Source organism: Edaphobacter paludis (genome assembly GCF_039993895.1).
GTDB classification, from domain to species: Bacteria; Acidobacteriota; Terriglobia; order Terriglobales; family Acidobacteriaceae; genus Edaphobacter; species Edaphobacter paludis.
The window spans coordinates 3,916,165-3,941,363 of record NZ_CP121194.1 but is presented as its reverse complement, the minus strand read 5'-3'; the positions used below and the strand labels follow the sequence as shown (position 1 = coordinate 3,941,363).

Below are 25,199 nucleotides of genomic sequence, written 5' to 3'. Positions count from 1 at the left end.
GAGCTACTTGACGGGAACGTCGGACGGAACCGAGCGGTTGCGGTCTTTGAGCCATTCGATCGTCACCTTCTGGCCGGCCTTCTTTTTGGTGGTCATTTCATCGAGGTCGGGCATATAGATCTCGAGGCCAGCCTGTGCGGTCATACGAGTGTAGCCATTGATGAGCTGGGCCTGGTAGTTGACGAGGTCGAGGTCGAACCAGGCGTCCTTTGAGGCGTCGATCATGGTGAGGTCGGCGTCGTGCATGGTGAGCTTTCCAAAGTCGAGCGTGCCCCCGGTCAGGCGAAGAAAGTTGTGCCACTGCGCCAGGCGCGTCTCATCGTCGGGGGCGTTGCCGTAGATCACCTCAATGTCCGGCGGTCGGACTCGCACCTTCGTAAGCTGACCGCGGATGTGCGGCGGGGGTAGCAGCTTCTGGGTGTCGAAGAAGATGTCGTTATCTGCGATCTGAACGCCGGGCATGTTGGTCGCGTGGACCAGATCGGACAGTTCGATATGGAAGCTGCGGAGCAGACTCTTCAAAGGAACCTTTAATACGCTGAGTTTTGTGACGTGAAACTTCACGCGACCGTCCGGAACAGAGGAGAGAGTGCCGACGAGCTCAATGGGAAGAGGAACGATCTTGTGAACGGTACCGTGCAACTTGATCTGGTCGCCGTCGGGTTGGATGGAGATGTTCTTCAGCGGAGCGTTCGCCGGAGACGCGGAGTTCAGGTAATTGCTGATGTCTCCGATGTTGGCGTGAATGACGCCCTTCTGAATTTGAAAGACGAAGGAGTCCGGGTCATCGAAGGAAGGATTCTCCTTCGGATGGGTGCGTTCCATCAGCCCGCTAATCCAAAGGATATAGATACGGAAGTTGGGGCCTTTGCGCAGCAGTATATTGTGCGCGTAGACCTGCGTGGGTGCGAGGTCATCTGCGGAGGGAGAGGCCGTTGCATTGACAGGGCCTTGAGCTGCGGCAGAGGAGGATGGCGCTGGAACGGATGTCTTCGACCCCAAATGCCAGAAGAACCAGCAGAGACAGAGGACGACCACGATGCCAGCGATGGCGATATAGGCAGGGCGGGGGCGAGTCACGGTTTCTCCATTTTAGTGTTTAACGAACCTCTGAGTATTGGTTTTGAAGGGGCTGGATGTCAGTCAGGCCGTAACCATAGCCAAGTCCTTGCGGCTTCACAGACTTCGGGAAAGGCCGGTGTGCTTAAGGGGGCATCAGCCGTGTCGTAAGCTCTTTGTTTGTAATGGGGCTTCCGCCCTGAGGTACGCTTTTCGTGCATACATGCTTTTCCGCAGCCTCTCAGCTGCAGTGAGAAGCTCATTCCTCAAAACGAATCCACAATCCCCCATAGTGATACTCTTAGGCGAAGGAAAAACGAATGCCAGCGCCTCTCCTTGTCCTCCAGATCGTCACTCTTCTCGCCGTCATCTTTCTGCTTCTCCGCAAGCAGCCGACTTCCGGGCAGGATTCACGGCTCACCCAGATTCCTGATCAGCTCACCCGGCTCGATGCCCGCAATCAGGCGCTCGACGAGCACATCCGCACCTCCTTCGCCCAGATGCGCACGGACATCGCTACAGAGGCTCAGCGCACCCGCGAAGCCAGCGAGGCGGCGTTCGCATCCCTCCGCACCGAGATCGCCGGCAGCATCGCCACCCTCGGCGCGACGCTGAATACCGGTCTCGCCGCCTTCCGGTCCGACAACAAGACCTCCGACGAGCAACTCCGCAACGCCGTGCAAAACCAGATGGATAGCATTACCCGGCGCATCTCTGAGTTCACCAGCGACACCAACGAGCGGCACACCAGTCTTCGCGAATCTCTCAATACCAAGCTCAATGAGCTGATGGCCAGCAACACCACCCTCCAGAACCAGCTCCGCACTGCTGTCGAAGAGCGCCTCACCAAGCTGAACGACGACAACTCCAAAGAGCTCGAAAAGATGCGTCAGACGGTCGATGAGAAGCTCAACGCCACCCTCCAGACGCGGCTTACCGAGTCCTTCGGTCAGGTCACTGACCAGCTCAACAAGGTGCACACCGGCCTCGGCGAGATGACCAAGCTCTCCGATGGCGTCAACGACCTCAGCCGCATCTTCACCAACGTCAAGGCTCGCGGAGGCTTTGCCGAGGTGCAGCTTGGGATGTTGCTCGAGCAGATGCTCGCGCCCAGTCAGTTCGTGCGCAACGCCAAGGTCAAGGAAGGTACGCAGGAGGTCGTCGAGTTTGCCGTCCGCTTTCCCGGCCATGCGGGCGAGACGCTGCTTCCCATCGACGCCAAGTTCCCCCGCGAAGATTGGGAGCGCCTTGAAAATGCGTATGAGAGCAATGTTCCCGAGAATGTTGCCGTCGCCAGCAAGGCGTTTGAGGCTGCAATCCGCACCGAGGGCGAGCGCATCTGCAAGAAGTACATCAATCCCCCGGTTACTACGCCCCATGCCATTATGTTCCTGCCCACCGAGGGTCTGTACGCCGAGGTGATGCGGCGCGACGCGTTGCAGGCGGAGATTCAATCCAAATGCCATGTCACGATTGCCGGGCCCAGCACCCTGTCCGCCATCCTTACCAGCTTCCAGATGGGTTTCCACATGCTGGCCATTCAGGAAAAAGGTGACGAGGTGTGGAAGGTTCTTGAAGGAACGAAGCGCGAATTTAACACATTTGAAACCCTGATGAGCAAGATGGAGTCCCAGGTCGGCACCGTGCAGAACACCATTCAGAAGCTTGGCGTCCGCACCCGTGCCATCAATCGCACCCTGCGCGAGGTGGGCGAATCGGATGGCAGCGCCCCGGCTTCCAGCCTCATCGGCTTCGAAGAGGGCAACGGCATCGTTCCCTTTCTCGCCGCCAGCAACGAGGAAGACTGACAGCAACAGGCAGAAGACAGGCCGTGAGGGGGCCTGCTCCTGCCTGCGCCATCAAATCTGGTTTCAACTGCTGCCAAGTCTCCGAACGGTTTTACTCGTCAGCAACTCAGTCTGCGGCGGATGAGACCGACCACTCCAAGCAATCCGGTTCCGAGCAGAGCAACGCTTGATGGTTCCGGAACCGCAGACTGATCGAGCGTCGTTGTGCCCAGCCGAATAGTGAATTGGGACGTCTGATCCGCAGTAAAGGCGACGATTCCCGTACCGAGAGAGGCAATCTGGGCTGCCGTCAGGGTATCGCTCCACGGTGCGCCATTGTTGTAACAAGGAGCGAACTCTACGCATTGGCCTACCAGCAGGCTTCCCAGAAATAAATCCACTCCTGCCGAGCTGCCAACAACCGAATTGCCAAAGGTTCCAGAGATAGTGATTGCAGTATCCCCGGGAAGGATATTGAACGTTCCAACGACGGTTGGAGGCTGGTACGGACCCGGGTCATTGAATACTCCCGTGCCGTTGTATTCTCCGAGGGTTTGAATGTTGTCAGCCTTTGCGCGGCTCGTACCCGCGAGCAAAAAAAGACACAAAACGAGCATGATCTTCTTCATTGGAGTTTTCCTTTTTTGGCAAATTGAAAACAGAATTCAATCCTTTACGACTGAATAGCCACAGAGCTTTTCCATAAGCGCTCTCCGGCGAGGGCCCAAATGCAGGATTGATCGGCCTTTACTGTGCAATCTTCAGTCCAAATGGCGATAGGTGGGTAATCCACGCTAGGTCAATGATTCCCTGATAAAACGACGTCCACGCCCGACCATGAACGGCAATTCTTTGCATGTGGGTTCAGCAATAAACTTCTGCCAAACCAGGTCTGCGCCGATCACAGGCGCTGGCATCCCATGCGTCATCGAGCCGTCCTGATCATATTGTGGCGATATTGAGGTGAACTTTAAAAGTTACCCAGAGGGAACAAAAGATTCGCATTCCAAGAAGCTCGGGCCTGCTGTGCTTTACACTCTGTTAGGCGCTCAGTATTCTTGAGCATGGCGGTGTCGACCACTCGCACCCACATCCAGAATTTGATTGCAGACGTATACAGGAGAAAGAAATGGCCGCAGTAGATGAAAAAGTAAAGCAGATTATCGTCGAGCAACTACAAGTGGATGAAGCCGAAGTCACCCCCGGCGCCAGCTTCCAGGAAGACCTCGGTGCGGATTCCCTCGACGTTGTCGAGCTTGTCATGCAGTTCGAAGAAGCCTTCGATATTCAGATCCCCGACGAAGATGCCGAGAAGATCAAGACCGTCAAGGACGCTGTCGACTACATCGAAAAGAACCAGAAGGCGGCCAAGTAAAGTATGGAGCAGCGTCGCGTCGTCGTCACCGGCTTGGGCCTCGTCTGCGGGGTCGGCAAAACCGCCCCCGAAGTCTGGGCTGGGCTGCTTGCGGGTAAGAGCGGCATGGCTGAGATCAAGGCATTCGATCTCACCGGCCATCCCGTCCGCTTCGCCGCCGAGGTTAAAGACTTCGATCCCCTGCTCTTCATCGATAAAAAAGAGGCCCGCAAGATGGGCCGCTTTATTCACTTCGCCATTGCCGCCGCCGACGAGGCGATGAAGCACTCGGGCCTCGTCATCGACGAGAGCAACCGTGACCGCTTCGGCGTCCACATCGGCTCCGGCATTGGTGGTTTCGATGTGATCGAACGGGAGCACTCGGCCATGCTAGCCGGTGGCCCGCGTAAGATCTCGCCCTTCTTCATCCCGGGTTCCATCGTCAACCTCGCGGCGGGGCACGTCAGCATCCGCTACAACGCCCGGGGCCCCAACGAGGCCACGGCGACCGCCTGCACCTCAAGCGCGCACTCCATCGGCGATGCCTTCCGCATCATCCAGCGCGGCGATGCCGATGCCATGATCGCCGGAGGCACCGAAGCCGCGATTACCCCCATGGGCGTCGGCGGATTCGCCGCCATGAAGGCGCTGTCGACCCGCAACGATGACCCCGAACATGCCTGCCGTCCCTTTGACAAGGACCGCGACGGCTTCGTCGTCGGCGAAGGCGCAGGCATCCTCATCATGGAAGAGTTGGAGTTCGCCAAGGCTCGCGGGGCAAAGATTCTGGCCGAGGTTATCGGCTACGGCATGTCGGCGGACGCCTTCCACATGACCGGCATGGCCCCCGAGGGCGAGGGCTGCTTCCGCGCGATGTCCGCGGCGCTGAAGGTCGCAGGTATCTCTCCGGACAAGATCGACTACGTCAACGCCCATGCAACCAGCACACCGCTGGGCGACGCGCTCGAGTCTCAGGCCATCGAAAACGTCTTCGGCGAGCGCGCCAAGAATCACACGCTGCTCGTCAGCTCCACCAAATCCATGACCGGGCATCTGCTCGGCGGTGCTGGCGGACTGGAGGCGGGTATCACGATTCTCGCCATGCTCAATCAGACGGCCCCGCCCACGATGAACATCGTCGAGTTGGATCCCCAGTGCCGCCTGAACTACGTCCCTAACAAGCCCCAGGCTGCAAAGATCGACTACACGTTGTCGAACTCTTTCGGCTTCGGCGGCACGAACGGCTCGCTCGTCTTCAAGCGCTGGACCGAATAGCCCGACCAGGTCGCAACCTGTTGCGTGAAGCGAAGTTAACTCTGGAATCGACGCGCAATTTTATCCCCGAGCATATCTTTGCGGGGATTGAAGACGCGAAGGGCGAGCCACGCATCAGGGCTGAGGTTGAGTTGTAGTCGCGTCCCCTGCCCAGTAGCTGCTTCTCGCGGTGATGACGAGGTCGGGGTGGTCCTTCATCGTGACTGCAATGGCATGTAAACCCGGCTGTGGCGATTGTGGTTGAAAGCTCAGAACGTAGCGATTGGGAACGTGGTTGGAGATGGTCGCCAGACCGCGCTCCAGATCGCGCTCGCTGCTGAAGTGGAAGTACTCGCCGCCAGTCAGCTTGGCCACCGTCTCTGGCGCGTTCTTGCGCAGGCCGTTCATGCCGAGGATTGCGGCCATCTTGGCGAGACGCAGCGGCGGCAGAAGCTCGGCGAGGCAGTCGTAGTACTGCGTGCTCCTGGACTCTTCAGGAACGCCTTTGCTGCCATCGTCTCTGACCGTGGGATCGGTCTTAGGATCGTGCGAGAAACAGCCGTGCTCCGGGCCCGGGGTTGGGTCGTTGAGCTTCGAGGCCTCATGCCCGACGGCGCTTCGCGAGGAGGAAAAGGCCACGCTGTAGATAGAGGTGTTGGTGTCGCTGACGGCGCGGAGAGCATCGTCGAGCCTGACCTTGCTGCCATGATCGACGGTTTCGCTGATGAGCAGAATGGCGCGGCGATACTGAGGAGGCTGCTTGCGCAATAGATCGACGGAGTACGCGACAGCGTCGAGAGTGGCGGCCCCACTGTCTCCGGCGTCGAGGTTCTGAATGGCATCTTCCATCAGCGCGAGGTTCGGTGTGAAGTCCTGGAATAACTGAGGCTCGCTGTCGAAGGTGACGACGGCGACGCGACGGGGAACCTGCCCTACGATCGATTCGATCATGGTCGCCAGCTTGCGGTATTTGTCGAACTGACTCGCTCCGCCGCCTCCGGTCTCAATCGCGACAACCAGCGCCAGGGGCTGGTCGCCCGTGTCCTCTTCGAGATGGACCTTCTGTTCGACATTGTTGTCGGTGATGGTGAAGTCGTTGGCGGTAAGCGTGAAGACGAGGTCGCCCTTTTTAGTCTTCACCAGCGTAGGGACGAGGACCAGCGTGGACTGCGTGCTGATGGTCGGGATCGGCGATGCGGGTATAGGCGCGTTCTGAGCGTAGGCTCGCGCAGCGGGAAGGGCATAGACCAGAGCAGCGGGAAGGGCATAGACCAGAGCAGCGGGGAGGCAGAGAACGGCGACGACGGCGGCACGGAGGTGCATGATGGCTACTATAACCGTCCATGAAGTCAGCGCGAAGAATCAGGCGCGGCGAGAGCGGAGCTGGCTGGGCAGCGTGGAGCCCGTCACGTTGAGGGTAATCCAGCAGAGGAACGCCCATACGCAGGAGGCGATGGCGATCACGCCCAGGTCTCCCGCATGGCCGCGACCGAAGTGCAAGAACCGGACACAGGCGTAGGCTCCGGCGAAGCTGATGCAGGCGGCCAACAGGGAGCGGGCGAGCTCGCCGCCTTCGAGGCCGGTGATGGAAACGAGCTTGCGGCGATGCAGAAGGATCGCGAGGGTAAGGGTATGGGTGAGGATACCCGCGTCCGATGCCACGGCCAGCCCGGCCATGCCGATGGAATGGAAGAAGAGGCGATAGACGGGGATGGAGAGCAGCGTAATGATGCTTCCCGCCACCGCCGGGGTGAGCGTATTGCGCGCTGCATAGAAGGCGCGTGCGTAAATACCCTGCGCGGTCCACAGAGCGAGCGAGATGGCGAAGATGGCGAAGTACTGCGCAGTCTCGGTCGCGTCGGTGCGGTTGAAGGAGCCTCCGCGGAAGAGATCAACGATAGGCGGCGCGAGAGCGATCATCCACGCGGCGGCGATCAGAGAGGCCGCGAAGACGCGCGATACGGCACGGTTGACGGCGGCGGCGAAGTCTCCCAAGCGGTGCTGGCTGAAGAGAGAGGAGAAGAAGGGGAGAGACGCTGCTCCCGCAGCCTGTCCGAGGATGCCCATCGGGGCGTTGAAGAGCGTTTTGGCCACGGTGAGGTGGGAGATGCCGCCGGGATCATACGAAGCGAAGAAGCTGAGAATCCATTTGTCGGCGGTGACCAGCGAGACACCGATCATCAGCGGAAGAGAGAGCCGCAGCCATTCGATGAAGGCGGGATGGCGGACGTTGAAGATGGGGTGATAGCGGAGGCCCTGGCGCGCCGCTCCGAAGGCATTGAGGGCGGCGGGGCCGAGGATGACGCCAGCGAGAACGCCGATGACCAGCGAATAGATTCCGTATCGCTGCGAGAGGAAGACAGCTCCGAAGATGATACCGAGGTTATAGATCAGCGGCGTGATCGCCTGATAGATGAAGATTTTGTGGACGAGAAGCTTTGAGCCGATGACTCCGCCGATGAAGAAGAAGAGCTGCGCCGGAAGCAGCAGCCGGGTCAGTGAGGTAGCGAGCGCTGCATTGGCGGGGGTAAAGCCGTGGAACTTCCAGTGGACGTAGTAGGGGGCGAAGATCTCCGCAAGCACGATGGCCAGCCCAAGGACGATCACCATGGCGTTGAGAATGATCGAGATGGCGCGGTCGCCGCCCTCTTCGTCGCCCGCAGCCTGATAGCGGTTCAGGATGGTGACCAGCGAGATGGAGGCCACTCCGCCGACGAGGAAGTAGGCCAGCATGTCGGGCAGTTCGAAGGCAGCATAGTAAGCATCGGTCTGCGGGCCGGCCCCGAAGATGTGGTTGATGTACTTGGTGCGGACGAGCGCGAGGACGCCGGAGAGCAGCGTCGAGAGCATGAGCAGGAGCGTGGCGGAGAAGGCCGAGTGAGAGGCAGAGGGGCGAAGCCATGCGAAGAGTCCCTGGCTGGGAGTGGGAATCGCCTGAATGGTAGCTTCGGGGGTCGGCTCGGGAGTGAGTTCGGGCGCCAGCTCGGAGATCGGTTCAGACTGCGAGATCGGATTGGGATTGTTGTTGTCAGCCAATGGGTGCGAAGTCTCTTTGAGTTCAGGTTTTTAGGACTAGGTTGATTCTATCGGGCATGCGTGCCGGGCTTATGCTTGTGGGGTGGCGGGGCTGGTTCGCCTGCGATGTAAGGGGATGAGGGTGTGGAGAATTTTCGGCTGAAGGTCTTTCGAGCGGTGGCTGCGGAGATGAGCTTTCGCAAAGCGGCGGAGGTGCTGCATCTCAGCCAACCTGCCGTAAGCCAGCAGGTGCGCTCGCTGGAAGAGGAGGCTGGGGCTCGCCTGTTCGATCGCGGCAATAGCGATGGCCATGGGAGCCAGATCGTGCTCACCGAGGCCGGTCGTGTACTGCTGGAATATGCGACCGCGGCGGCGGAGACCATGGCAGAGGCACAGCGCGCGCTCGCAGCGTTGAACGACGATGTGACCGGTGAGTTGCGGCTGGGGGCTTCGACGACGATAGCCCAATATGTGCTGCCAAGGATTCTGGGGGCGTTTCTGCGGCAGTATCCCCACGTCCATCTCTCTGTGGTGAGCGGAAACACCGAGCGAATTGCCGAGGCGGTGGCTGAAGAGCAGGTGGCGCTGGGAATTATCGAAGGGCCGGCGATGCGGCGCGACGTAAAGACGGAACGAATGGTGCAGGATGAGATGGTGCTGATCGTGGCGCCCGGTCATGCGTGGGCACGAGCTGGAGCGATTGCTCCCGCGGAGTTGGAGAAGGCACCGATGCTGCTGCGGGAGCGTGGTTCGGGCTCGCGGCGGGTGGTCGAGCGGGCGCTGAAAAAAGCGGGCATTCCGCTGCGCTTGCTGCGCGTGGTGATGGAGCTGGATTCGACGGAAGCCATCATCTCGGGTGTAGAGGCTGAGCTTGGGGTGGGATTTGTTTCACGCTGTGCGATCGGCAAAGCATTGCGGCTGGGAACGATTCGCACGGTGCAGGTGAACGGGCTGGAGATTGTGCGTGACTTCAGCTTTATCCGGCTCGCCGGGACGGACGCTACGGGGGCGGTGGCTGCGTTTCAGCGGTTCGCGATGGGGAGTTCGCACGCGGGATAGATTTGTGTTCCCTTGGTTCTGATTAGGGCGATAAGTAAAGCTTATCGGCAATTCAAAAGTACGTCTCGACCAGGCCTGGGCGCAGGACCATGCTGGAAGACATGGTACGCAACCTCTTCTATATCGGGATCATTATTTCGGCGAGCGGATTGATTGGGCCGCCCTTTGCGTTGGCTGCGGGGCTGGCGTTTGGACTGACGACGGTGCATCACTTCCACGTTGAGAGCAGGCAGCTCTCCAAATTTCTGCTGCAGGCAGCAGTCGTATGCCTGGGGTTTGGCATGAATCTCAAAGAGGTTGTTCATGCGGGGCGGTCGGGTTTTATGTATACCGCGATTAGCATTACGTTTGTGCTTAGCCTTGGGATCCTGCTGGGCAGGATGCTGAAGGTGGAGAAGACGCAATCGCTGCTGATCGCCATTGGCACGGCGATCTGCGGCGGCAGCGCGATTGCCGCGATGGGGCCAGTGCTCGATGCGGGCGAGGAGGAGATGGGCGTTTCGCTGGGCACGGTCTTCGTGCTGAACTCTGTGGCGCTGCTGCTCTTTCCGCTGATCGGGTGGTACATGCATCTCACGCAGACGCAGTTTGGACTGTGGGCCGCACTGGCGATTCATGACACCAGCTCAGTGGTGGGCGCAGGCGCGAAGTATGGCGCAACGGCGTTGGCCGTTGGAACGACGGTGAAGCTGGCACGGGCCTTGTGGATCGTCCCGCTCGCGATTGCCACGGCGACGCTGCGAAAAAACAAGGCAAAAATTTACTGGCCGTGGTTCATTCTCTACTTCTGCGCGGCTGCCGTGCTGGCAAGCTATGTTCCGCATTATCTGCCGCAGATGGCAGCAGTCTTTGCCGGGCTGAACCGGTTGGGGAAGTCGGCGCTGACGGTGGTGCTATTTTTGATCGGCACAGGGATTACATGCACCACGCTGAAAGAGGTCGGCGTGAGGCCGTTGATTCAGGGAGTGACGTTGTGGATTGTGGTGGCGGGTCTTTCGCTTTGGGCTATCCATCTGGGATGGATCGCGCTTTAGTCCGCGCCTTCGGAGTTTTGCGAGAGATCGAAGAGCTTCGGTGTGGCCTGGCGGGGGGCAGCGGCATGGCGCGGCGCGCGGATGGGATGGACGGCAGCGCGGGTTACCGGCTTTGAGAGCAGCGTGTGCAGATCGCGAAGCTCTTTCTGAAGCTTGCGGAGCTGCTTCGATGGGCCAGATGCCGTGGAGGCTTCGTCAATCTCCAGGCTGAGCTGTGGCTCCTTGTGGCGAAGTTCGGCCTTGAAGATTTGGCGCGCGCCGGGAATGGTGTAGCCCTCGTCATAGAGAAGACTCTTGATGCGCAGAACCATCTCGACATCACGGCGGCGATAGAGCCGCTGGCCGGTGCCGCCTTTATGCGGCCTGAGGCTGGGGAACTCGCTCTCCCAAAAGCGCAGGACGTAAGCGGGGAGGTCGCAGAGTTTAGAGACTTCGCCGATGCGGAAGTACAGCTTGTCCGGGATCTCAGACCCGGAGGAAGGGGGCGTTCTGCGGATTGGCTGGTGCTGCGCCATGCCAAAGCTCCCGAATGGCCGACACTTCCGGCTTGCTGCAAGTATAGGACTTGGCGAGAGATTTGTGGGCAAAATTGCAGCATTTCTTCCGAGGTGGCAAGCCTTCGTCATGCCGATTTCGGGAACTCAAAGTGGGGAACTGGCGTATTGTTTTCTGGACAGAGGAGAATTGGATATGCGCGTGACACAGATAACGGCAGCGGCAGTGGTGGTGGCAACAGTGCTGATGAGCGGCTGCCGGGTCGAATCCAATAAACAGGACGGCGACAACAATGTGAGGATCGCTACGCCGTTTGGCGGCATGCAGGTGAAGACTAACGATGCCACGGTGCTTGAGGGAATGGGATTGCCGGCGTATCCGGGAGCGACGCTGATCAAAAAGGACAAGGACCACGGGGCCGCAGACGTTAACATGAACTTCGGCAACTTTCATCTCCGCGTGAAGGCGGCGAGTTACCAGACGTCCGACAGCCCGGACAAGGTGCAGGCGTTCTATCGCAAGGCCCTTGGGGTGTATGGAGACGTGATTGAATGCTCGAACGGCAAGTCCGTGGGCGAGCCGACACGCACCTCCGAGGGGCTGACCTGCGACAACGATAACAAGCACGTCGTGATCGATGACGACGTATCCCGCAAGATGGAATTGAAGGCCGGATCGAGGCAGCACCAGCATATCGTCGCGGTCGATCCCAATGGAGCGGGGACGAAGATTGGGCTTGTCGCGCTCGATCTGCCGGGTCACTCTTCGAGTGCGAAGCAGAGTGAGCAGTAGTTTTCGCCAGGATGGGGCAGCCGGTAAAGCTTGCCGCGCCCTACCGGCTGCGGTAGCTTCATAGATATGCATGAATTTTGCCACCGCTGCGGGGGAGAGCTTTTGGATAGTGGCGGCTCGTCGCCCTTCTGCCCGCACTGCGGCGCTCCGCAGATCTTTCTTCTGGACCATGATCTACCGGCGGAGCTTACGGCCACGGACACGACCGGGACCGCGCCTCCCCCTGCGCCACGGCAGGTGGAGTGGAAGACCGCGATTCGCTGTGCCTTGCTGGTAGCTGCCGTTTCTGCTGTGTTGACGCTGATTGCGGCGCGGTTCGAATCCGTGTCGCCGTTGAGCTGGCTGTGGACGGTAAGCGGCTCGCTGATTACGTTGGCGCTCTATCAAAAGCGCCGTCCGAAGGCATGGATGGATGCAGGCATCGGGGCGCGCATCGGGGTGGTCGTCGGCTTTGTGCTGGTGGGCAGCCTTGCGGTTGCGATGGCGGCAGGCGGGCTGGTAGCGCGCTATCTGCTGCACAATATGGCCGGCTTCGACGCACAGTTGACGCAACAGCTCCATATGCAGATTCAACATGCGCTGGCGACGAACCCTGAGACGAAATCGCTGCAGGGCTATCTCTATTCGCCGGAGTTTCGCGCTGGCATGATGCTCGCCGGGTTCGGCCTGATCTCGGGCATTCTGTTGGTGCTTTCGACGGTCGGCGGCGCGGTGGGCGGTCTCCTGCGGACGCGGCACAAGGTTTCGCTGTGATGTGCGGTCTTCAGACGGTCCGCAGGTTCTTCAAATGGCTAAGGGCTGCTGATATCATCAAGCGCAATCGCTATGAGTGACATTACGGAAATGCAAAACCCGAAGATACGCGAAAAGGGCCGCCTCATGTCGGCCTCCGAGATCGAGCGGACGCTGGTACGCCTGGCCCACGAGATCGTCGAAAAGCACGATGGCTGCGAGAACATCGGTCTGGTCGGCATCAAGCGGCGCGGCGTTCCGCTGGCCCAGCGGCTGGGCACGCTGATTTCGAAGATCGAGAAATGTCCTGTAGACACAGGTGTGCTCGATATCAGTTTCTATCGCGACGACCTCTCGACCGATGATGCACGGCCGAAGGTTGCTCCATGCGACATCGGGTTCGATGTGACCGGACGGGACATCGTGCTGGTGGATGACGTGCTCTACACCGGGCGAACCATTCGGGCGGCGCTCGACGCGCTGTTCGACCATGGCCGGCCCAGGAGCGTTCAACTGCTGACGCTGATCGATCGCGGCCACCGCGAGCTGCCGATCCAGGCTACGTTCGTGGGCCGCACGATTCCCACCTCGAAGCGAGAGATTATCGAGGTAAAGCTCAATGAGATCGACGAGCAGGAGCAGGTGCTGCTGGTCGAGCTGGTGGATTGATCGAATTGATGACGCAGGAATCGCAACGCCCCAAAAAGTTTAGTTACGCTGCCGGTTCACTGTTGAGTGTGGCCGACCTGTCGGTGGAAGACGTTTCCGCAATACTGTCCGTAGCTTCGCAGTTAGAGCGGAGGCCCACTGCGGAGCGGGCGCGCCTTCTGGCAGGGCGGCGTATCGCTCTCCTCTTCTATGAGTCGAGCACGCGAACGCGCACTTCATTCGAGCTGGCGGCAAAGTCGCTCGGCGCGACGACGACGCTGGTCAGCGACAAATCATCCTCCATCGAAAAAGGCGAGAGCCTGAAGGACACCGGCCTTACTCTCCGCGCACTGGGGGCGGAGTGCATTATCCTTCGCCATCCGTCGTCGGGTGCGCCGTTTGTCTTGGCGCGAGAGACGGGCGTGCCCGTTCTGAACGCGGGCGATGGAATGCACGAGCATCCTTCACAAGCCCTGCTCGATGTACGGACGATGCTCATGCGCCTGCCGGGTCGCGACGCTTCAACGGCGACTGCGAAGAGTCTCGATGGCGTGACCGTTGTGATTACGGGAGACATTCTGCATAGCCGCGTCGCGCGGTCGAACGCTCTGCTGCTGCCGCGTCTCGGCGCGAAGGTGCTGCTCTGCGGGCCGGAGCCGTTGCTGCCCGAAGTCGCGCTGCACCTCGGTGCCGGCGTAGAGATTGTGCGCGACTTCGACGCGGCGCTCAGGCGTGCTCAAGTCGTCATGATGCTGCGCATTCAAAAAGAGCGTCTGGCCGGGCTTGAGCTTGACCTTGCAAACTACATTGAGCGATACCAGTTGAACGGCGAGCGTCTGGCCGCCCGCGCACCCGATGCGCTCGTAATGCATCCCGGCCCGATGATTCGAGGCCTGGAGATCTCAGGCGACGTGGCGGACGGCCCCAACTCGGCGATTGAACTGCAGGTGAGCAATGGCCTCTCCGTGCGTTCGGCGTTGCTGCTTCGCGCGCTGTACACGGGTGGATTCGAGAGTGTAACTGTATGAGTGACGTATTGATTCTGAACGGCCGTGTCGTAGATCCAGCGAGTGGCATCGACGAAGCCCGTGACCTTTTGCTGCGCGATGGAAAGATCGCCGCGCTCGACAAGCCCGGCAGCCTGAAGAATATAGAAGCGGCAGAGACAATCGACGCCTCCGGACTGGTGGTTGCGCCTGGTTTGGTGGACGTTCATGTGCATCTCCGCGAGCCGGGTCAGACGTACAAAGAAACGATTGCCACAGGAACGGCAGCGGCGGCAGCAGGCGGCTTCACTACAGTCGTGGCCATGCCCAACACTATGCCTGTAAATGACTCCGTCGCCGGGTTGGAGTGGATGCTTTCGCCTCAACGCGGAGCTGTCGTGAAGCTCTTCGCCATGCCCGCCGCCACTATGGGCAGCATGGGCGCTACGCTGACGGACTTCGCTGCGCTGCATAAGGCCGGAGCCCTCGGCTTCACCGACGATGGAAAGCCTATTCTCGAAGACGCCATCATGCGCGAGGCGCTCATCGCTGCGGCGCGTCTGGGCGTGCCCATCTCGCAGCACGCCGAAGACACCCACCTCACCGGCGGTTGCAGCATGAATGCGGGGCCGGTAGCGTTTCGACTCGGCCTTCGCGGAATGACGATCGAAGCCGAGTCGCGAATCGTTGAGCGCGATATCCGCCTGCTGCGAGAGATTGAAAAGTCCGAGCATCTGCGCCCTCATCTGCATGTGCAGCACATCTCGACAGGCCGCGCGCTGGAGGCGATACGCGAGGCGAAGCGTCAAGGCCTGCACGTTACCTGCGAGGCTGCGCCGCACCACTTCACGCTGACCGATGAGGCCATCGGCGACTACGACACCAATGCAAAGATGAATCCTCCGCTGCGCGCCGAGGCTGACCGTCAGGCTGTTCTCGCCGGGCTGGCCGACGGCACCGTCGATTGCATTGCCACCGATCACGCCCCCCACGCCGCCCACGAAAAGGAGCAGGAGTTTGAGCGCGCTCCGAACGGCATCACCGGTCTCGAGACCGCACTGGGGCTGGCCTTGCGAGTCCTGCATCGCGCTCAAGGATTATCGTTGAGCAAAATTCTTTCGCTGATGAGCACGTCTCCGGCAGCAATCGTCTCTCTGGCGGACAGAGGTTCACTGGCCGTCGGCAGCATTGCGGATGTCGTTGTCTTCGATCCGGCAGCGCAGTGGAACTTCGCTGCAAAAGACTCACGCTCGAAGTCGAAGAACACGCCCTTCGACGGAGCATCCATGCTGGGACGAGTCCACGCGACTGTCAGCGAAGGCCGCATCGTCTTTCGCCAGTAACCTGCGTGTGTTGACCAGCAACGTACCCAGCCACGATATGCTGGAAGCCCATGGACCCGATAACCCATCTGATGACCGGAGCCGTCCTCGCCCGCAGCGGCTTCAATCGCAAGGCCGCCTACGCCACCGTGGCCATGACGCTGGCCGCCGAGATCCCCGACCTCGACACGCTCTGGTCCATCCGTGGCCCGATCGCCGCACTCCAGCACCATCGCGGATGGACCCACACTTTTCTCGGTGTTCCTCTCGAAGCCGCCGTCGTCGTCGGAGGCATCTACCTCTTCCACCGCTGGCGTCTCAAGCGCGACAAACCCGTAAAGCAAGCCGCTCCCATCCGCTGGGGTTTGCTCTATTGTTTTGCGCTCATTGCGCTGTTGAGTCATCTCCTGCTCGACTGGACGAACAGCTACGGTCTCCGTCCTTTCTTTCCCTTCAACCCGCGTTGGTATGCCGGCTCGCTCGTCTTCATCTTCGAGCCAGTCATGTTTGCTCTGCTTCTCATCGCACTCCTCGCGCCCGTTCTCTTTGGCCTCATCAACAGCGAAGTAGGCGCACGCAAGCCTGCGTTTCGCGGACGCGGCTGGGCCATCGCCGCCCTCATCGCCATCGTCGCTCTGTGGGGATGGCGTGCAGTCGAGCAGCAACAGGCCATTCAACTCGCCCTCAACAGCGGCGACTTCGGCCCCGCACCCAATAACGTCGAGATACTCCACGTCACTGCCGAACCCTATCCCATGAATCCATTCCGCTGGCAGGTCATCGTCGAAACGCCGGACTTCTATCAACTCGCCACCATCGACACCTTCAACAACACCGTCGCCACCAACCAGCACTCCGATATCTTTTACAAGCCTGCTGAGACTGCCGCGACGCTCGCCGCCAAACAAAGCTGGCTCGGCCATGTCTATCTCGACTGGTCCAGAATCCCTCTCGTCACCCAGTCCGACACCGATGCGACTACTGGACTAACTATCGTGACCTTCCGCGACCTTCGTTTCATGTATGACGTCTCGTTCCTGCATGGCCGTGAAGCTCCTCCCCTCTCAGGCACCGTAACCGTCAATGGTGCTCACCGTATCACGAGCATGGAAATGAACGGCCGCGTCCAACGTTAAAATCCGCGCGCGCTCGTCTATCAATGCGACCCCGCTCATAGCCCCGATCAATTTCCACAGCAGTTTCTCGGAACCGGGACGCGCATAGATGCGTATCGACTCATGTGCAATGAATGGGCATCTCGCCCCTGATTGAAAGGTGTATATGAAGATCTTTTATGCGGCGGCGTGTGCTGCGCTGCTGTGCGGAACCATGTCCGCACAGGCACCATGCAGCGGTTCCAAAGTAACTGGTATCGTGCACGATTCTACGGGTGCGATCATCCCCGGAGCCAGCGTAGTGTTGGATGGCACAGAGACCGTACAGAGTGGTAACGCCGGTCAGTTTCGGTTTGCCTGCGCCGCAGCCGGGCAGCACGATCTACGCGTCAGCGCAGACAGCTTCGCATCCAAAGAGATCAAAGTCCGCAGCCCGCAATCGAAGGCCGACCTTATCGTCGTGTTGCATCCCGAAGACGTAACCACCTCAGTCAACGTCGGCGAAGAGAGCGGCAATGAAACAGACGCCGCCGCAAACGGGACCTCCCGCACGATTTCGGGCGATCAGTTAAGCACTCTCGCCGACGATCCTGACGACCTGAAGCGCGAGCTGCAACAGTTGGCCGCAACCAGCGGCGGCTTGGCAACCAACACCACCATTACGGTCGATGGATTCCAAAGCTCTTCTCCAATGCCGCCCAAGAGTTCCATCGCATACATCAAGGTCAACCCTGACCTGTTCTCAGCTGAGTACCGTCAGCCGCCCTTCGATGGCGGTCGCGTCGAGGTGTACACCAAACCCGGGCAGAGTTCATTCCATGGCGCATTATTTACCACCAACGGCAGCCCCTGGATGAACGCGCGCGATCCATTCTCGACCAGTAAGGCCGCACTCGGAAAGCAACGTTACGGCTTCGAGTTGAGCGGCCCTGTGCGTAAGAAGGGCAGCGACTTCGCACTGACGCTGGAGCATCGCACCATCGACGATTTCGCCGTAGTCAACGCCATCACGCTCGACGACAAGGGTAACCAGCAACGCACGGTAGCCAACGTCGCAGCGCCGCAACAGCTCTGGCTGGCGACCGCTCGGATGGGGTGGCAGCTCGGCCCGAAGAACACCTTTACGGCATCGTACAACGGCAACGTAAACCACTCGCAGAATGTAGGCGTCGGTGGAACCGCGCTGCCCGAGACCGGTTACAGCGGCGGAAGCTACGACCATACGCTGCGCCTGTTGAACATCACTACAGCTTCGCCCGGGATGATGCACGAGGCGCGAGTAGCGCTGGACTGGACCGGCGAAACCGACGTGCCCACCTCCACCGCGCCGCAGTTACAGGTCGCCGGTGCCTTCACCAGCGGCGGAGCCACGATTGGACAGCAACGGATGCACGGCTTCGAAATAGAGGCGGACGACGACGTAGTCATCAGCACCGCGAAGCACCTGCTGAAGATCGGCACACAGTTCAAGCTCTACAACGTGAACGATCAGTTGACGACAAACTTCAACGGCGTCTACACCTTCGGTGGTGGTACCGCTCCCGTGCTTGATGCCAATGGAAACCCCATCCCCGGCAAGACTGAGACAATCACAGGCCTCGAGCAATACCGCCGCGCCAAGCTTGGTCTCGCTGGTGGAGCAGCGACCGCATTCAACAACGTAACCGGAACGCCTCATGTGAACTTCACCCAGGTACGCAATGCGCTCTACATTCAGGACATGTGGAAGCTGCGGCCCAACCTGCAGCTCGCCATGGGCTTCCGCTACTACCTGCAGAACGTTCCGCTTGCGATGAATGGAGCGACCCCGCGGCTCGGCATCGCATGGTCGCCGGACAAAAAAGAGAAGTGGCAATTGCACGCGCACATCGGTCTCTTCACAGGCCAGTATGGAACGGCGGACTACGCCGAACTCCAACGCGAAGACGGCGTGCATCGCATCACCAGCACGGTCTACAACCCGGTCTACGGCGATCCCTTCGGCGACGGCGCAACCACTATCCACTCCATTCGCCAGGCCTCACCACATCTGCAAAACATCACCTACGTGATCGACAACCTGGGCGGCACTCATTCCTTCCCCCATGGCTGGAGCGTCAACACCGATGTCTACTGGGGTCGCATCTGGAACTACACGCGAACGCTGAATATCAATTCGCCGCTCAACGATAACCCCACAGGCCCGCGCCCCGGCGCGCCGAACCTGAACATCCTGCAGGCAAACAACAGCGGCCAGGGCCGGGCTAACGTAGAGTTCTTCGGCATCAACCAGCATGAGTTGAAGCACCTGCAATTCTTCTTTGGCGCGGTGCGCGTCAACCTGGTCGATGACACCAACGACAATACCTTCTTCACGCCGCAGAGCTCGCGCACCGATGCAGGTGAGTTCGCGCCGCGAAACGGACAGGGCCGCTGGCAGCTCTTCGGTAATGGGTCGCTGAAGCTGCCGGAGAAGCTGGAGCTGAGCACAGACCTGCAGGCCCAGAGCGGAGCGCCTTACAACATCACCACAGGCTTCGACAATAATGGCGACGGCAACTTCAACGACCGTCCACAATACGCGGTAGCTGGCGACCCCAACGCGATCCCAACCCAGTTCGGTCTGCTGGTGCCCAGCGGCGGCATCGGCGCATTGCCTCGCAACGTTGGACGAACCCCGTGGACGGTCCACATGGACACCAACCTCGAGCGCAAGTTCGAGTTGAGCAACCCCAAGGCCGATCATCCGCAGACGCTGACCTTCAATGTGCGCAGCTCGAACATGCTGAACCACCTCAATGTCACCAGCGTAGGCGGCGTGCTCGGTTCCCCACTCTTCAACCGGCCCTACGCCGCCGACAACGGACGCCGCATAGAGATCGGCGCGCGTTACAGCTTTTAGAGCAGAATGCCTTGCTTTTTGGTTGTCATTCCGCAGCGAAGCGGAGGAAGCTGCGGTTTGGAGTACCTAGAGCAAAGTAGCAATTCGCGTAGAGTCGACGTGCCTCTTGGTTGTCATTCCCGAAGGGAATCTGCGGTTGCTTTCCTCCACGCCAACAGCAAATCCGATCTAGACCCCATCGGAGACATCGCCTCATCTGGAAACCAGACAACCGCAACTTAAGCTGAGCTACCAACTCCTGCTTTATTTTCTTTACAAGATATACCGCGACAGGTCCTGATCCTTCACAATCGAAGCAACCTGTTGCCGCACATATTCCGGATCGACCACAATCACCTTCTCCACTCCATCCGCTGTCTGCCGCTCGATCACAGGTAGCGGTGCTGCCGGCTTCAGTTCGCCTTTCAGCGTAACCGACGAGTTGATCTCACCCACCACACCCTCTTCCGTCACCTCGGTACGCGGGCTCTTGAACAAATCGGGAGCCTGAAAGCTGATCTCATCCAGCACTCGCTCGAGAATCGTATGCAATCGCCGGGCACCGATGTTTTCAGTGGTCTCATTTACCTTGAAGGAAAACTGCGCCATCTCCTGAATCGCTTCCTTCGTAAACTCCAGCTTCAGGCCCTCGGTCTCCAGCAGCGCCGTAGCCTGCTTCACCAGCGACGACTTCGGCTCGGTCAGAATCCGCACAAAGTCATCCACCGTCAAAGACTGCAACTCCACGCGAATGGGAAACCGCCCCTGCAACTCAGGAATCAGATCGCTGGGCTTTGAAACATGAAACGCACCGGCAGCGATGAAGAGAATGTGGTCGGTGGAGACCATCCCATACTTGGTGTTGACCGTAGTCCCTTCAACAATGGGCAGGATGTCCCGCTGCACGCCTTCGCGCGAAACATCAGGCCCATGCGCGCCTTCGCGTCCGGCAATCTTGTCGATCTCATCGAGAAAGACCATCCCCGAATCTTCCACCCGCTCCACTGCCAACCGGTTCACCTGGTCCATGTCGATCAGGCGGTTCTCTTCCTCCTGTACCAGGTACTCGAAGGCTTCGGAGACCTTCATCTTGCGCTTCTTAGTGCGGTTTCCAAACAACCCGGGCAGCATGTCCTTCAGGTTGATGTCCATCTCTTCCGAACCCTGGTTCGAAAAGATCTCGAAGCTGGGCTGGTTGCGGTCGCGCACATCCAGCTCGACCATCCGCTCATCCAGCTTGCCCTCGCGGAACTGCTGACGCAGCTTCTCTCTCGTCCGATGCTCCCGGTCTCCGGGCTTTTCTTCCTCGTCATTCGCCGGAGTAGCCGCGGGCAACTGAATCACATTGCTCCCCGCCTCGTGCGTAGCCGCAGCGGCAGTCGTAGCCGCCGGAGTCACAGCGACAGGCGTAGGCGGCAGCAGCAGATCGAGCAGCCGGTCTTCAGCGGCAAGCTCAGCCTTGTCCTCCACCTCGTCCATCTTCTCTTCGCGCACCATGTCGATGGCGATCTCCACCAGATCGCGCACAATCGACTCGACGTCGCGGCCTACGTAGCCGACCTCGGTAAATTTGCTGGCTTCCACCTTCAAGAACGGCGAGTTCGTCAGCTTCGCCAGCCGCCGCGCAATCTCGGTCTTGCCCACGCCCGTCGGTCCGATCATGATGATGTTCTTGGGCATGATCTCGTCGGCCAGCTCCGGCGGAAGCTTCTGCCGCCGCATCCGGTTCCGCAGCGCAATGGCGACCGCTCGCTTCGCGGCATGTTGCCCAACGACATACTTATCCAACTCAGCAACAATCTCGCGCGGAGTCATCTCATCCAGCGCCAGCGCCTGATCGTCCGCAGTTCCCGGTAGAAAAATTGCCATAGACTTCCCTTACTCCGCCTTCAATTCTTCAATCGTCATCTGGTCATTCGTGTAGATACAAATCTGTCCGGCAATCTTTAGACTCTTCACCGCGATCTCCCGCGCCGACAAATCTGTATTTTCCATGAGCGCCCGCGCTGAGGCCAGAGCATAGCTGCCTCCGCTGCCAATGGTGGCAATCCCCTCATCCGGGTCGATCACATCGCCGGTCCCGCTCAGCAGGAACGTCTGCTTCGGATCGGCCACAATCAATAAAGCCTCAAGCTGTCGCAGCATCTTGTCGGTGCGCCAGTCCTTGGCCAGCTCGACCGCCGCGCGGCCCAGGTTTCCGGCATACTGCTCCAGCTTGGTCTCAAACCGCGCAAACAGAGAGAACGCGTCCGCTGTCGATCCGGCAAAGCCCGCCAGCACCTTGTCCTGATAGAGCCGCCGAATCTTCTTCGCCGACGCTTTCATCACCGTGGCGCCCAGCGACACCTGCCCATCGGCGGCCATGACGACAGAATCGCCCCGGCGCACGCAAATCACGGTAGTCGAGCGGATACGCCGCCCCTCACCGAGGTCGAGCGGGTGGGCAAGGCTAACGGAGGCAGCTTTCAAGGGGGCAACAGACGATAAAGAACGCTTCATGGGCACTCCTCAGTATATCGCCAATGCCCGGCTCTCTCCTCCGTGCGAATTACTGGCAGCTTGCATTCCCGGCGGCGGGAAATGTAAGAAACGAAATGCTTGCCGGTGCGAACTCGACCTGTCCAGCCTTGGTGGGCTTGCCTGTCATCGGCGGCAACGCATCATCGGCTCCCAGCTTCAGTTCGCTTCCATTCAGCTCAACAGTCGTCCCCATCAAATCCTTCGCCGTCAGCGTGTAGATCTCCGCCGCCGCAGGCACCTCAATCTCATGCGAAGCCGTACGGTCTGCATTGATGGCCAGCAGCGCCACTCCACCCGGCTGTCCGCGCAGGCAGTGCGCGTACAGATGCAGGCTGGCCGAAGGCGAAGTTCCCGCGTCCAGAACAGTGGTTCCCATCATCTTGCGCCACAGCAGGGCCGACCAGTAGTTCGGCCGCGGAGCCAGCGTATCTTCATCCAGCAGCCCATAGTCGCTGGACGCCAGCGTATTGTGCATCACCACCTGAACGCCGCGTTTGGCCAGCCGCCCAAGCTGGTCGAGATAGCGGAAGCTGTCGATAAAGTCAGCCGCCCAGGGATTCCCGCCGCACGCCGCCTCACCGGTCTCGGTCAGCCACATCTCCTTGCCCGGAGCAAACCGGTCGCGAAGCGCGGCATAAAAAGCCTCATCCCGGTCCGGGCGCGACAGCCAGTCTTCGGAGAGCGCCGCCGCAGGCGTCGTCTGTGCCACCGACCCAACCTGTGCACACCGTTCGGAGACCGCAGGATAAAAGTGATACGAAAAGACATCGAGCCCCGGCCCTTCTGCCGTCAGCATGTCTTCCGTCCGGATCATGTGCATCCCCGGCATGTCCCCCAGCGGTCTCCCCTCACCCACCGATCCCGGCCCCAGAATCAGCATCTCCGGAGCAGCCGCTTTAACGAAGGGCTGAAACGCGCGGAAATCGCGTCCATACGCCGCCGCGTCATAGCCCTTCGGCGCACCGCCCATCGCCGCAAAGGTCGGCTCGTTGAACATCTCAGCCGCCGCGATGCTTCCGCCAATGCTCGTCGTATACGCCAGAATCTTCTTCGCTTCCACTGGCGTCCACACCCCGTTCGCATCGCGTACTCCCGCACTGACGGCGAACGAAGTGACGATCTTCGCATCGACAGCCTTCGAGAAATCGACGACGCCGTGCCATTGCTGCCTCGTCAGCACGCCGCCAAAGCCCTCCGGCGCCTGGGCTGGCGCTGGCCCATCGGAGTCCTGAAAATAAGTGGAGTTCGCCCAAGTCCCGCTCACCCGTACATAAGCTGGCCCCAGCGCCGCAGCAAGTTTGCGCAAACGCGGATTCGCCAGATCAATCGGGCTTCGGTAGCGATACAACGATGGATCCATCCCGGCTGGCACCGACGATTTTGCTCCAGCAGGTGCAGGCACAGGCGCTGCACTCCGTTGCTTGTAAGGAGCCCAGAAGCGGCCTCCCGTAACCTCTACCATCTCGATATTGAACGATTGATACCGGTCACTTATCGTGCCAACGCGCGGCATCGTCGAGGGCGCAATCGCAACCGGACCTGCTCCAAACGCGACGGGCGAACCCATCGCCCCGGCCAGTAAGGTCAACGCGCCTACCCACACTTCAAGACGTCTCTTTCTGTTCATCCCGCAGGCCTTCCCTTCACTCCAGACTCAAGTCTGTAGTTCGCGGAATTCTATACCCCGGAGACAGGCGCTGAGCCTGAAAGATGATGGCCCTCAGCCGCCGAAGGCCATCTGTTCCAACAGCACCACATTCAGCGTGAGAATGATGCCAACCGTCACCCATCCCGCAATCCGCGTGCGCCGCGCGCTGACAAATGTATCCATCACCGAGTGCCGATTGGTCAGAATCAGCAGAGGAATCAGCGCGAACGGCAGCGTGAAGCTCAGAATTACCTGCGAAAGAATCAGTATCCTCAGCGGATCGAGCCCCACGCCAATCACGATCAGCGCCGGAATAATCGTGATCAGCCGCCGCAGAAAGATGGAAAATTTGATATCGAGAAACCCTTCGATAATCACCTGGCCCGCCATCACACCCACGGTCGAAGACGATAGCCCCGAACAGAGCAGCGCCACCGCAAAGATCACCGCCGAGACCGGCCCCAGCAGCGGCCCCAGCGTCTCGTGCGCCTGCTCGATTGTCGTCACCGGGTTTGGCAGATGCGAAAACGCCACCGCCGCCATCAGGATCATCGCCGAATTGATCAGCCATGCCCCATTCATCGCCACAAAGACATCGATCAGCTCAAACCGCAGATACTTTCGCCGTCGCGAAAACCCCGCTACCAGAGGCTTCTTCTTCAACTCCGCCACCCGCGGCTGCACCAGCGCCGAGTGCAGATAGATCACATGCGGCATCACCGTCGCGCCCAGCATACTCACCGCGACATAAATGCTGGCATGAAGATTCTTCGGATCGAGCGTCGGCAGTAATGTCCGGTACGCCGCCAGCTTCCAGTCGGGATGCACCAGAAAGACTTCAAAGCCATAGCAGAGCCCGATCACGCCGACAAACGCCATGATGCCCCACTCCAGCCATTGATACCCCGCCAGGTCCAGCGCCAGAATCAGAAACACCGCGACCGCCGACACCAGCGCCGCTGCAAACATCGTCTCCGTGCGCGTCCACCCATGCGCCAGCATCGCTGGCCCGGCCAGCAGATAAAGTCCCAGCGCGGCACCCAGAAACTCCGCCAGGTCCGTCGAAATGGCCGATACCTCCGCCGCCAGCCAAAGGAAAATCGTCATCGGCCGCGAAAAATGCTTCCGGCAGTTCTGCGGCAGCGTCAGCCCGGTCACAATCCCCAGCTTGGCCGAAAGATACTGAACCAGGATGGCCATCGCATTCGACCACAGCAGCACCCAGAGCAGCCGATAGCCGAACCGGCTGCCGCCCTCGATATTGGTCGCAAAGTTTCCCGGATCGATATACGCGACCGAAGCCACAAAGGCCGGCCCGAAGTACGTCCACAACTCATGTCGCCGGAATCTGAACCAACGCGGCTCAGGGTCCTTGCCGTTCGCAGCAGTCAGCACAGCCCCTGAATCGGCGACTTGCTCGGCCTCAGTTTCGGCATACGACGATGATCGAAACTCCTCCATGCCACTCCATGAGATGCCAAAAATATTTAGGTTTCCCTAACATTTAGGTATACCTAAA

Annotated in this window: 20 protein-coding genes and 1 pseudogene; 12 read left to right on the top strand and 9 right to left on the bottom strand. The window is 59.8% G+C overall.

All coding sequences use genetic code 11. The features are described 5' to 3' along the window. Positions 1-3: 3 nt before the first annotated feature. The gene (locus tag P4G45_RS16425; protein WP_348267552.1) at positions 4-1,080 is read right to left on the bottom strand and encodes a hypothetical protein; all 1,077 of its coding nucleotides are present in this window, start codon (positions 1,078-1,080) and stop codon (positions 4-6) included. 299 nt (positions 1,081-1,379) lie between these two features. Between P4G45_RS16425 and rmuC the strand changes: the two genes are divergently transcribed. Beyond that, positions 1,380-2,867, top strand: a complete 1,488-nt coding sequence (rmuC, locus tag P4G45_RS16420; RefSeq protein ID WP_348267551.1) for a DNA recombination protein RmuC — start codon at positions 1,380-1,382, stop codon at positions 2,865-2,867. A 98-nt stretch (positions 2,868-2,965) separates the two neighbouring features. Here rmuC and P4G45_RS16415 read toward each other — a convergent pair whose 3' ends face one another. Beyond that, positions 2,966-3,475, bottom strand: coding sequence for a PEP-CTERM sorting domain-containing protein (locus P4G45_RS16415; RefSeq protein WP_348267550.1), 510 nt, complete (start codon positions 3,473-3,475; stop codon positions 2,966-2,968). A gap of 500 nt (positions 3,476-3,975) precedes the next feature. On the opposite strand from P4G45_RS16415, the gene P4G45_RS16410 reads away from it, so the two are divergent. Together P4G45_RS16410 and fabF are read left to right on the top strand one after the other, a co-directional pair. After that, complete coding sequence (locus P4G45_RS16410; RefSeq protein ID WP_020715918.1) at positions 3,976-4,221, top strand: acyl carrier protein; 246 nt, start codon at positions 3,976-3,978, stop codon at positions 4,219-4,221. Positions 4,222-4,224: 3 nt separating this feature from the next. Beyond that, positions 4,225-5,475, top strand: coding sequence for a beta-ketoacyl-ACP synthase II (gene fabF, locus P4G45_RS16405; protein ID WP_348267549.1), 1,251 nt, complete (start codon positions 4,225-4,227; stop codon positions 5,473-5,475). A gap of 114 nt (positions 5,476-5,589) precedes the next feature. Here fabF and P4G45_RS16400 read toward each other — a convergent pair whose 3' ends face one another. Then, positions 5,590-6,777, bottom strand: coding sequence for a VWA domain-containing protein (locus P4G45_RS16400; RefSeq protein ID WP_348267548.1), 1,188 nt, complete (start codon positions 6,775-6,777; stop codon positions 5,590-5,592). 39 nt (positions 6,778-6,816) lie between these two features. Beyond that, entirely contained in the window at positions 6,817-8,490 is a 1,674-nt protein-coding gene (gene murJ, locus P4G45_RS16395) for a murein biosynthesis integral membrane protein MurJ (RefSeq protein ID WP_348267547.1), read from the bottom strand. Positions 8,491-8,613: 123 nt separating this feature from the next. Between murJ and P4G45_RS16390 the strand changes: the two genes are divergently transcribed. Both P4G45_RS16390 and P4G45_RS16385 read left to right on the top strand, forming a co-directional pair. After that, positions 8,614-9,528 carry a LysR family transcriptional regulator gene (locus P4G45_RS16390; protein ID WP_348267546.1) on the top strand — a complete coding sequence of 305 codons (915 nt, stop codon included), beginning with the start codon at positions 8,614-8,616 and terminating at the stop codon, positions 9,526-9,528. A gap of 89 nt (positions 9,529-9,617) precedes the next feature. Continuing rightward, complete coding sequence (locus P4G45_RS16385) at positions 9,618-10,562, top strand: putative sulfate exporter family transporter (protein ID WP_348267545.1); 945 nt, start codon at positions 9,618-9,620, stop codon at positions 10,560-10,562. 110 nt (positions 10,563-10,672) lie between these two features. On the opposite strand, the pseudogene P4G45_RS16380 reads toward P4G45_RS16385, so the two are convergent. Further along, positions 10,673-11,077 (bottom strand): annotated as a pseudogene (locus tag P4G45_RS16380) (MerR family transcriptional regulator); the annotation flags it as partial. A 175-nt stretch (positions 11,078-11,252) separates the two neighbouring features. Here P4G45_RS16380 and P4G45_RS16375 point away from each other — a divergent pair. The 7 genes from P4G45_RS16375 (at position 11,253) to P4G45_RS16345 (ending at position 19,533) form a co-directional block, all read left to right on the top strand. Further along, positions 11,253-11,849 (top strand): hypothetical protein, encoded by a 597-nt coding sequence (locus P4G45_RS16375; protein WP_348267544.1) that lies wholly within the window; start codon positions 11,253-11,255, stop codon positions 11,847-11,849. A 102-nt stretch (positions 11,850-11,951) separates the two neighbouring features. Continuing rightward, entirely contained in the window at positions 11,952-12,602 is a 651-nt protein-coding gene (locus P4G45_RS16370) for a hypothetical protein (protein WP_348267543.1), read from the top strand. A gap of 72 nt (positions 12,603-12,674) precedes the next feature. Further along, positions 12,675-13,250, top strand: a complete 576-nt coding sequence (pyrR, locus tag P4G45_RS16365; RefSeq protein ID WP_348267542.1) for a bifunctional pyr operon transcriptional regulator/uracil phosphoribosyltransferase PyrR — start codon at positions 12,675-12,677, stop codon at positions 13,248-13,250. A gap of 8 nt (positions 13,251-13,258) precedes the next feature. Beyond that, complete coding sequence (locus P4G45_RS16360) at positions 13,259-14,257, top strand: aspartate carbamoyltransferase catalytic subunit (protein WP_348267541.1); 999 nt, start codon at positions 13,259-13,261, stop codon at positions 14,255-14,257. Further along, entirely contained in the window at positions 14,254-15,558 is a 1,305-nt protein-coding gene (locus P4G45_RS16355; RefSeq protein WP_348267540.1) for a dihydroorotase, read from the top strand. Before P4G45_RS16360 ends, P4G45_RS16355 begins: the two co-directional genes overlap by 4 nt. 50 nt (positions 15,559-15,608) lie before the next feature. Next, positions 15,609-16,673, top strand: coding sequence for a metal-dependent hydrolase (locus tag P4G45_RS16350; RefSeq protein WP_348267539.1), 1,065 nt, complete (start codon positions 15,609-15,611; stop codon positions 16,671-16,673). Positions 16,674-16,818: 145 nt separating this feature from the next. Continuing rightward, positions 16,819-19,533 carry a TonB-dependent receptor gene (locus P4G45_RS16345; protein ID WP_348267538.1) on the top strand — a complete coding sequence of 905 codons (2,715 nt, stop codon included), beginning with the start codon at positions 16,819-16,821 and terminating at the stop codon, positions 19,531-19,533. A 252-nt stretch (positions 19,534-19,785) separates the two neighbouring features. Here P4G45_RS16345 and hslU read toward each other — a convergent pair whose 3' ends face one another. The 4 genes from hslU to P4G45_RS16325 all read right to left on the bottom strand — a co-directional run bounded on the left by hslU (position 19,786) and on the right by P4G45_RS16325 (position 25,141). Next, the gene (gene hslU, locus P4G45_RS16340; protein WP_348267537.1) at positions 19,786-21,381 is read right to left on the bottom strand and encodes an ATP-dependent protease ATPase subunit HslU; all 1,596 of its coding nucleotides are present in this window, start codon (positions 21,379-21,381) and stop codon (positions 19,786-19,788) included. A gap of 9 nt (positions 21,382-21,390) precedes the next feature. Further along, entirely contained in the window at positions 21,391-21,876 is a 486-nt protein-coding gene (gene hslV / locus P4G45_RS16335) for an ATP-dependent protease subunit HslV (protein ID WP_373694210.1), read from the bottom strand. A gap of 184 nt (positions 21,877-22,060) precedes the next feature. After that, the gene (locus P4G45_RS16330; RefSeq protein WP_348267535.1) at positions 22,061-23,659 is read right to left on the bottom strand and encodes a hypothetical protein; all 1,599 of its coding nucleotides are present in this window, start codon (positions 23,657-23,659) and stop codon (positions 22,061-22,063) included. Between the two features lie 93 nt (positions 23,660-23,752). After that, the gene (locus P4G45_RS16325; protein WP_348267534.1) at positions 23,753-25,141 is read right to left on the bottom strand and encodes an Nramp family divalent metal transporter; all 1,389 of its coding nucleotides are present in this window, start codon (positions 25,139-25,141) and stop codon (positions 23,753-23,755) included. Between the last annotated feature and the right edge of the window lie 58 nt (positions 25,142-25,199).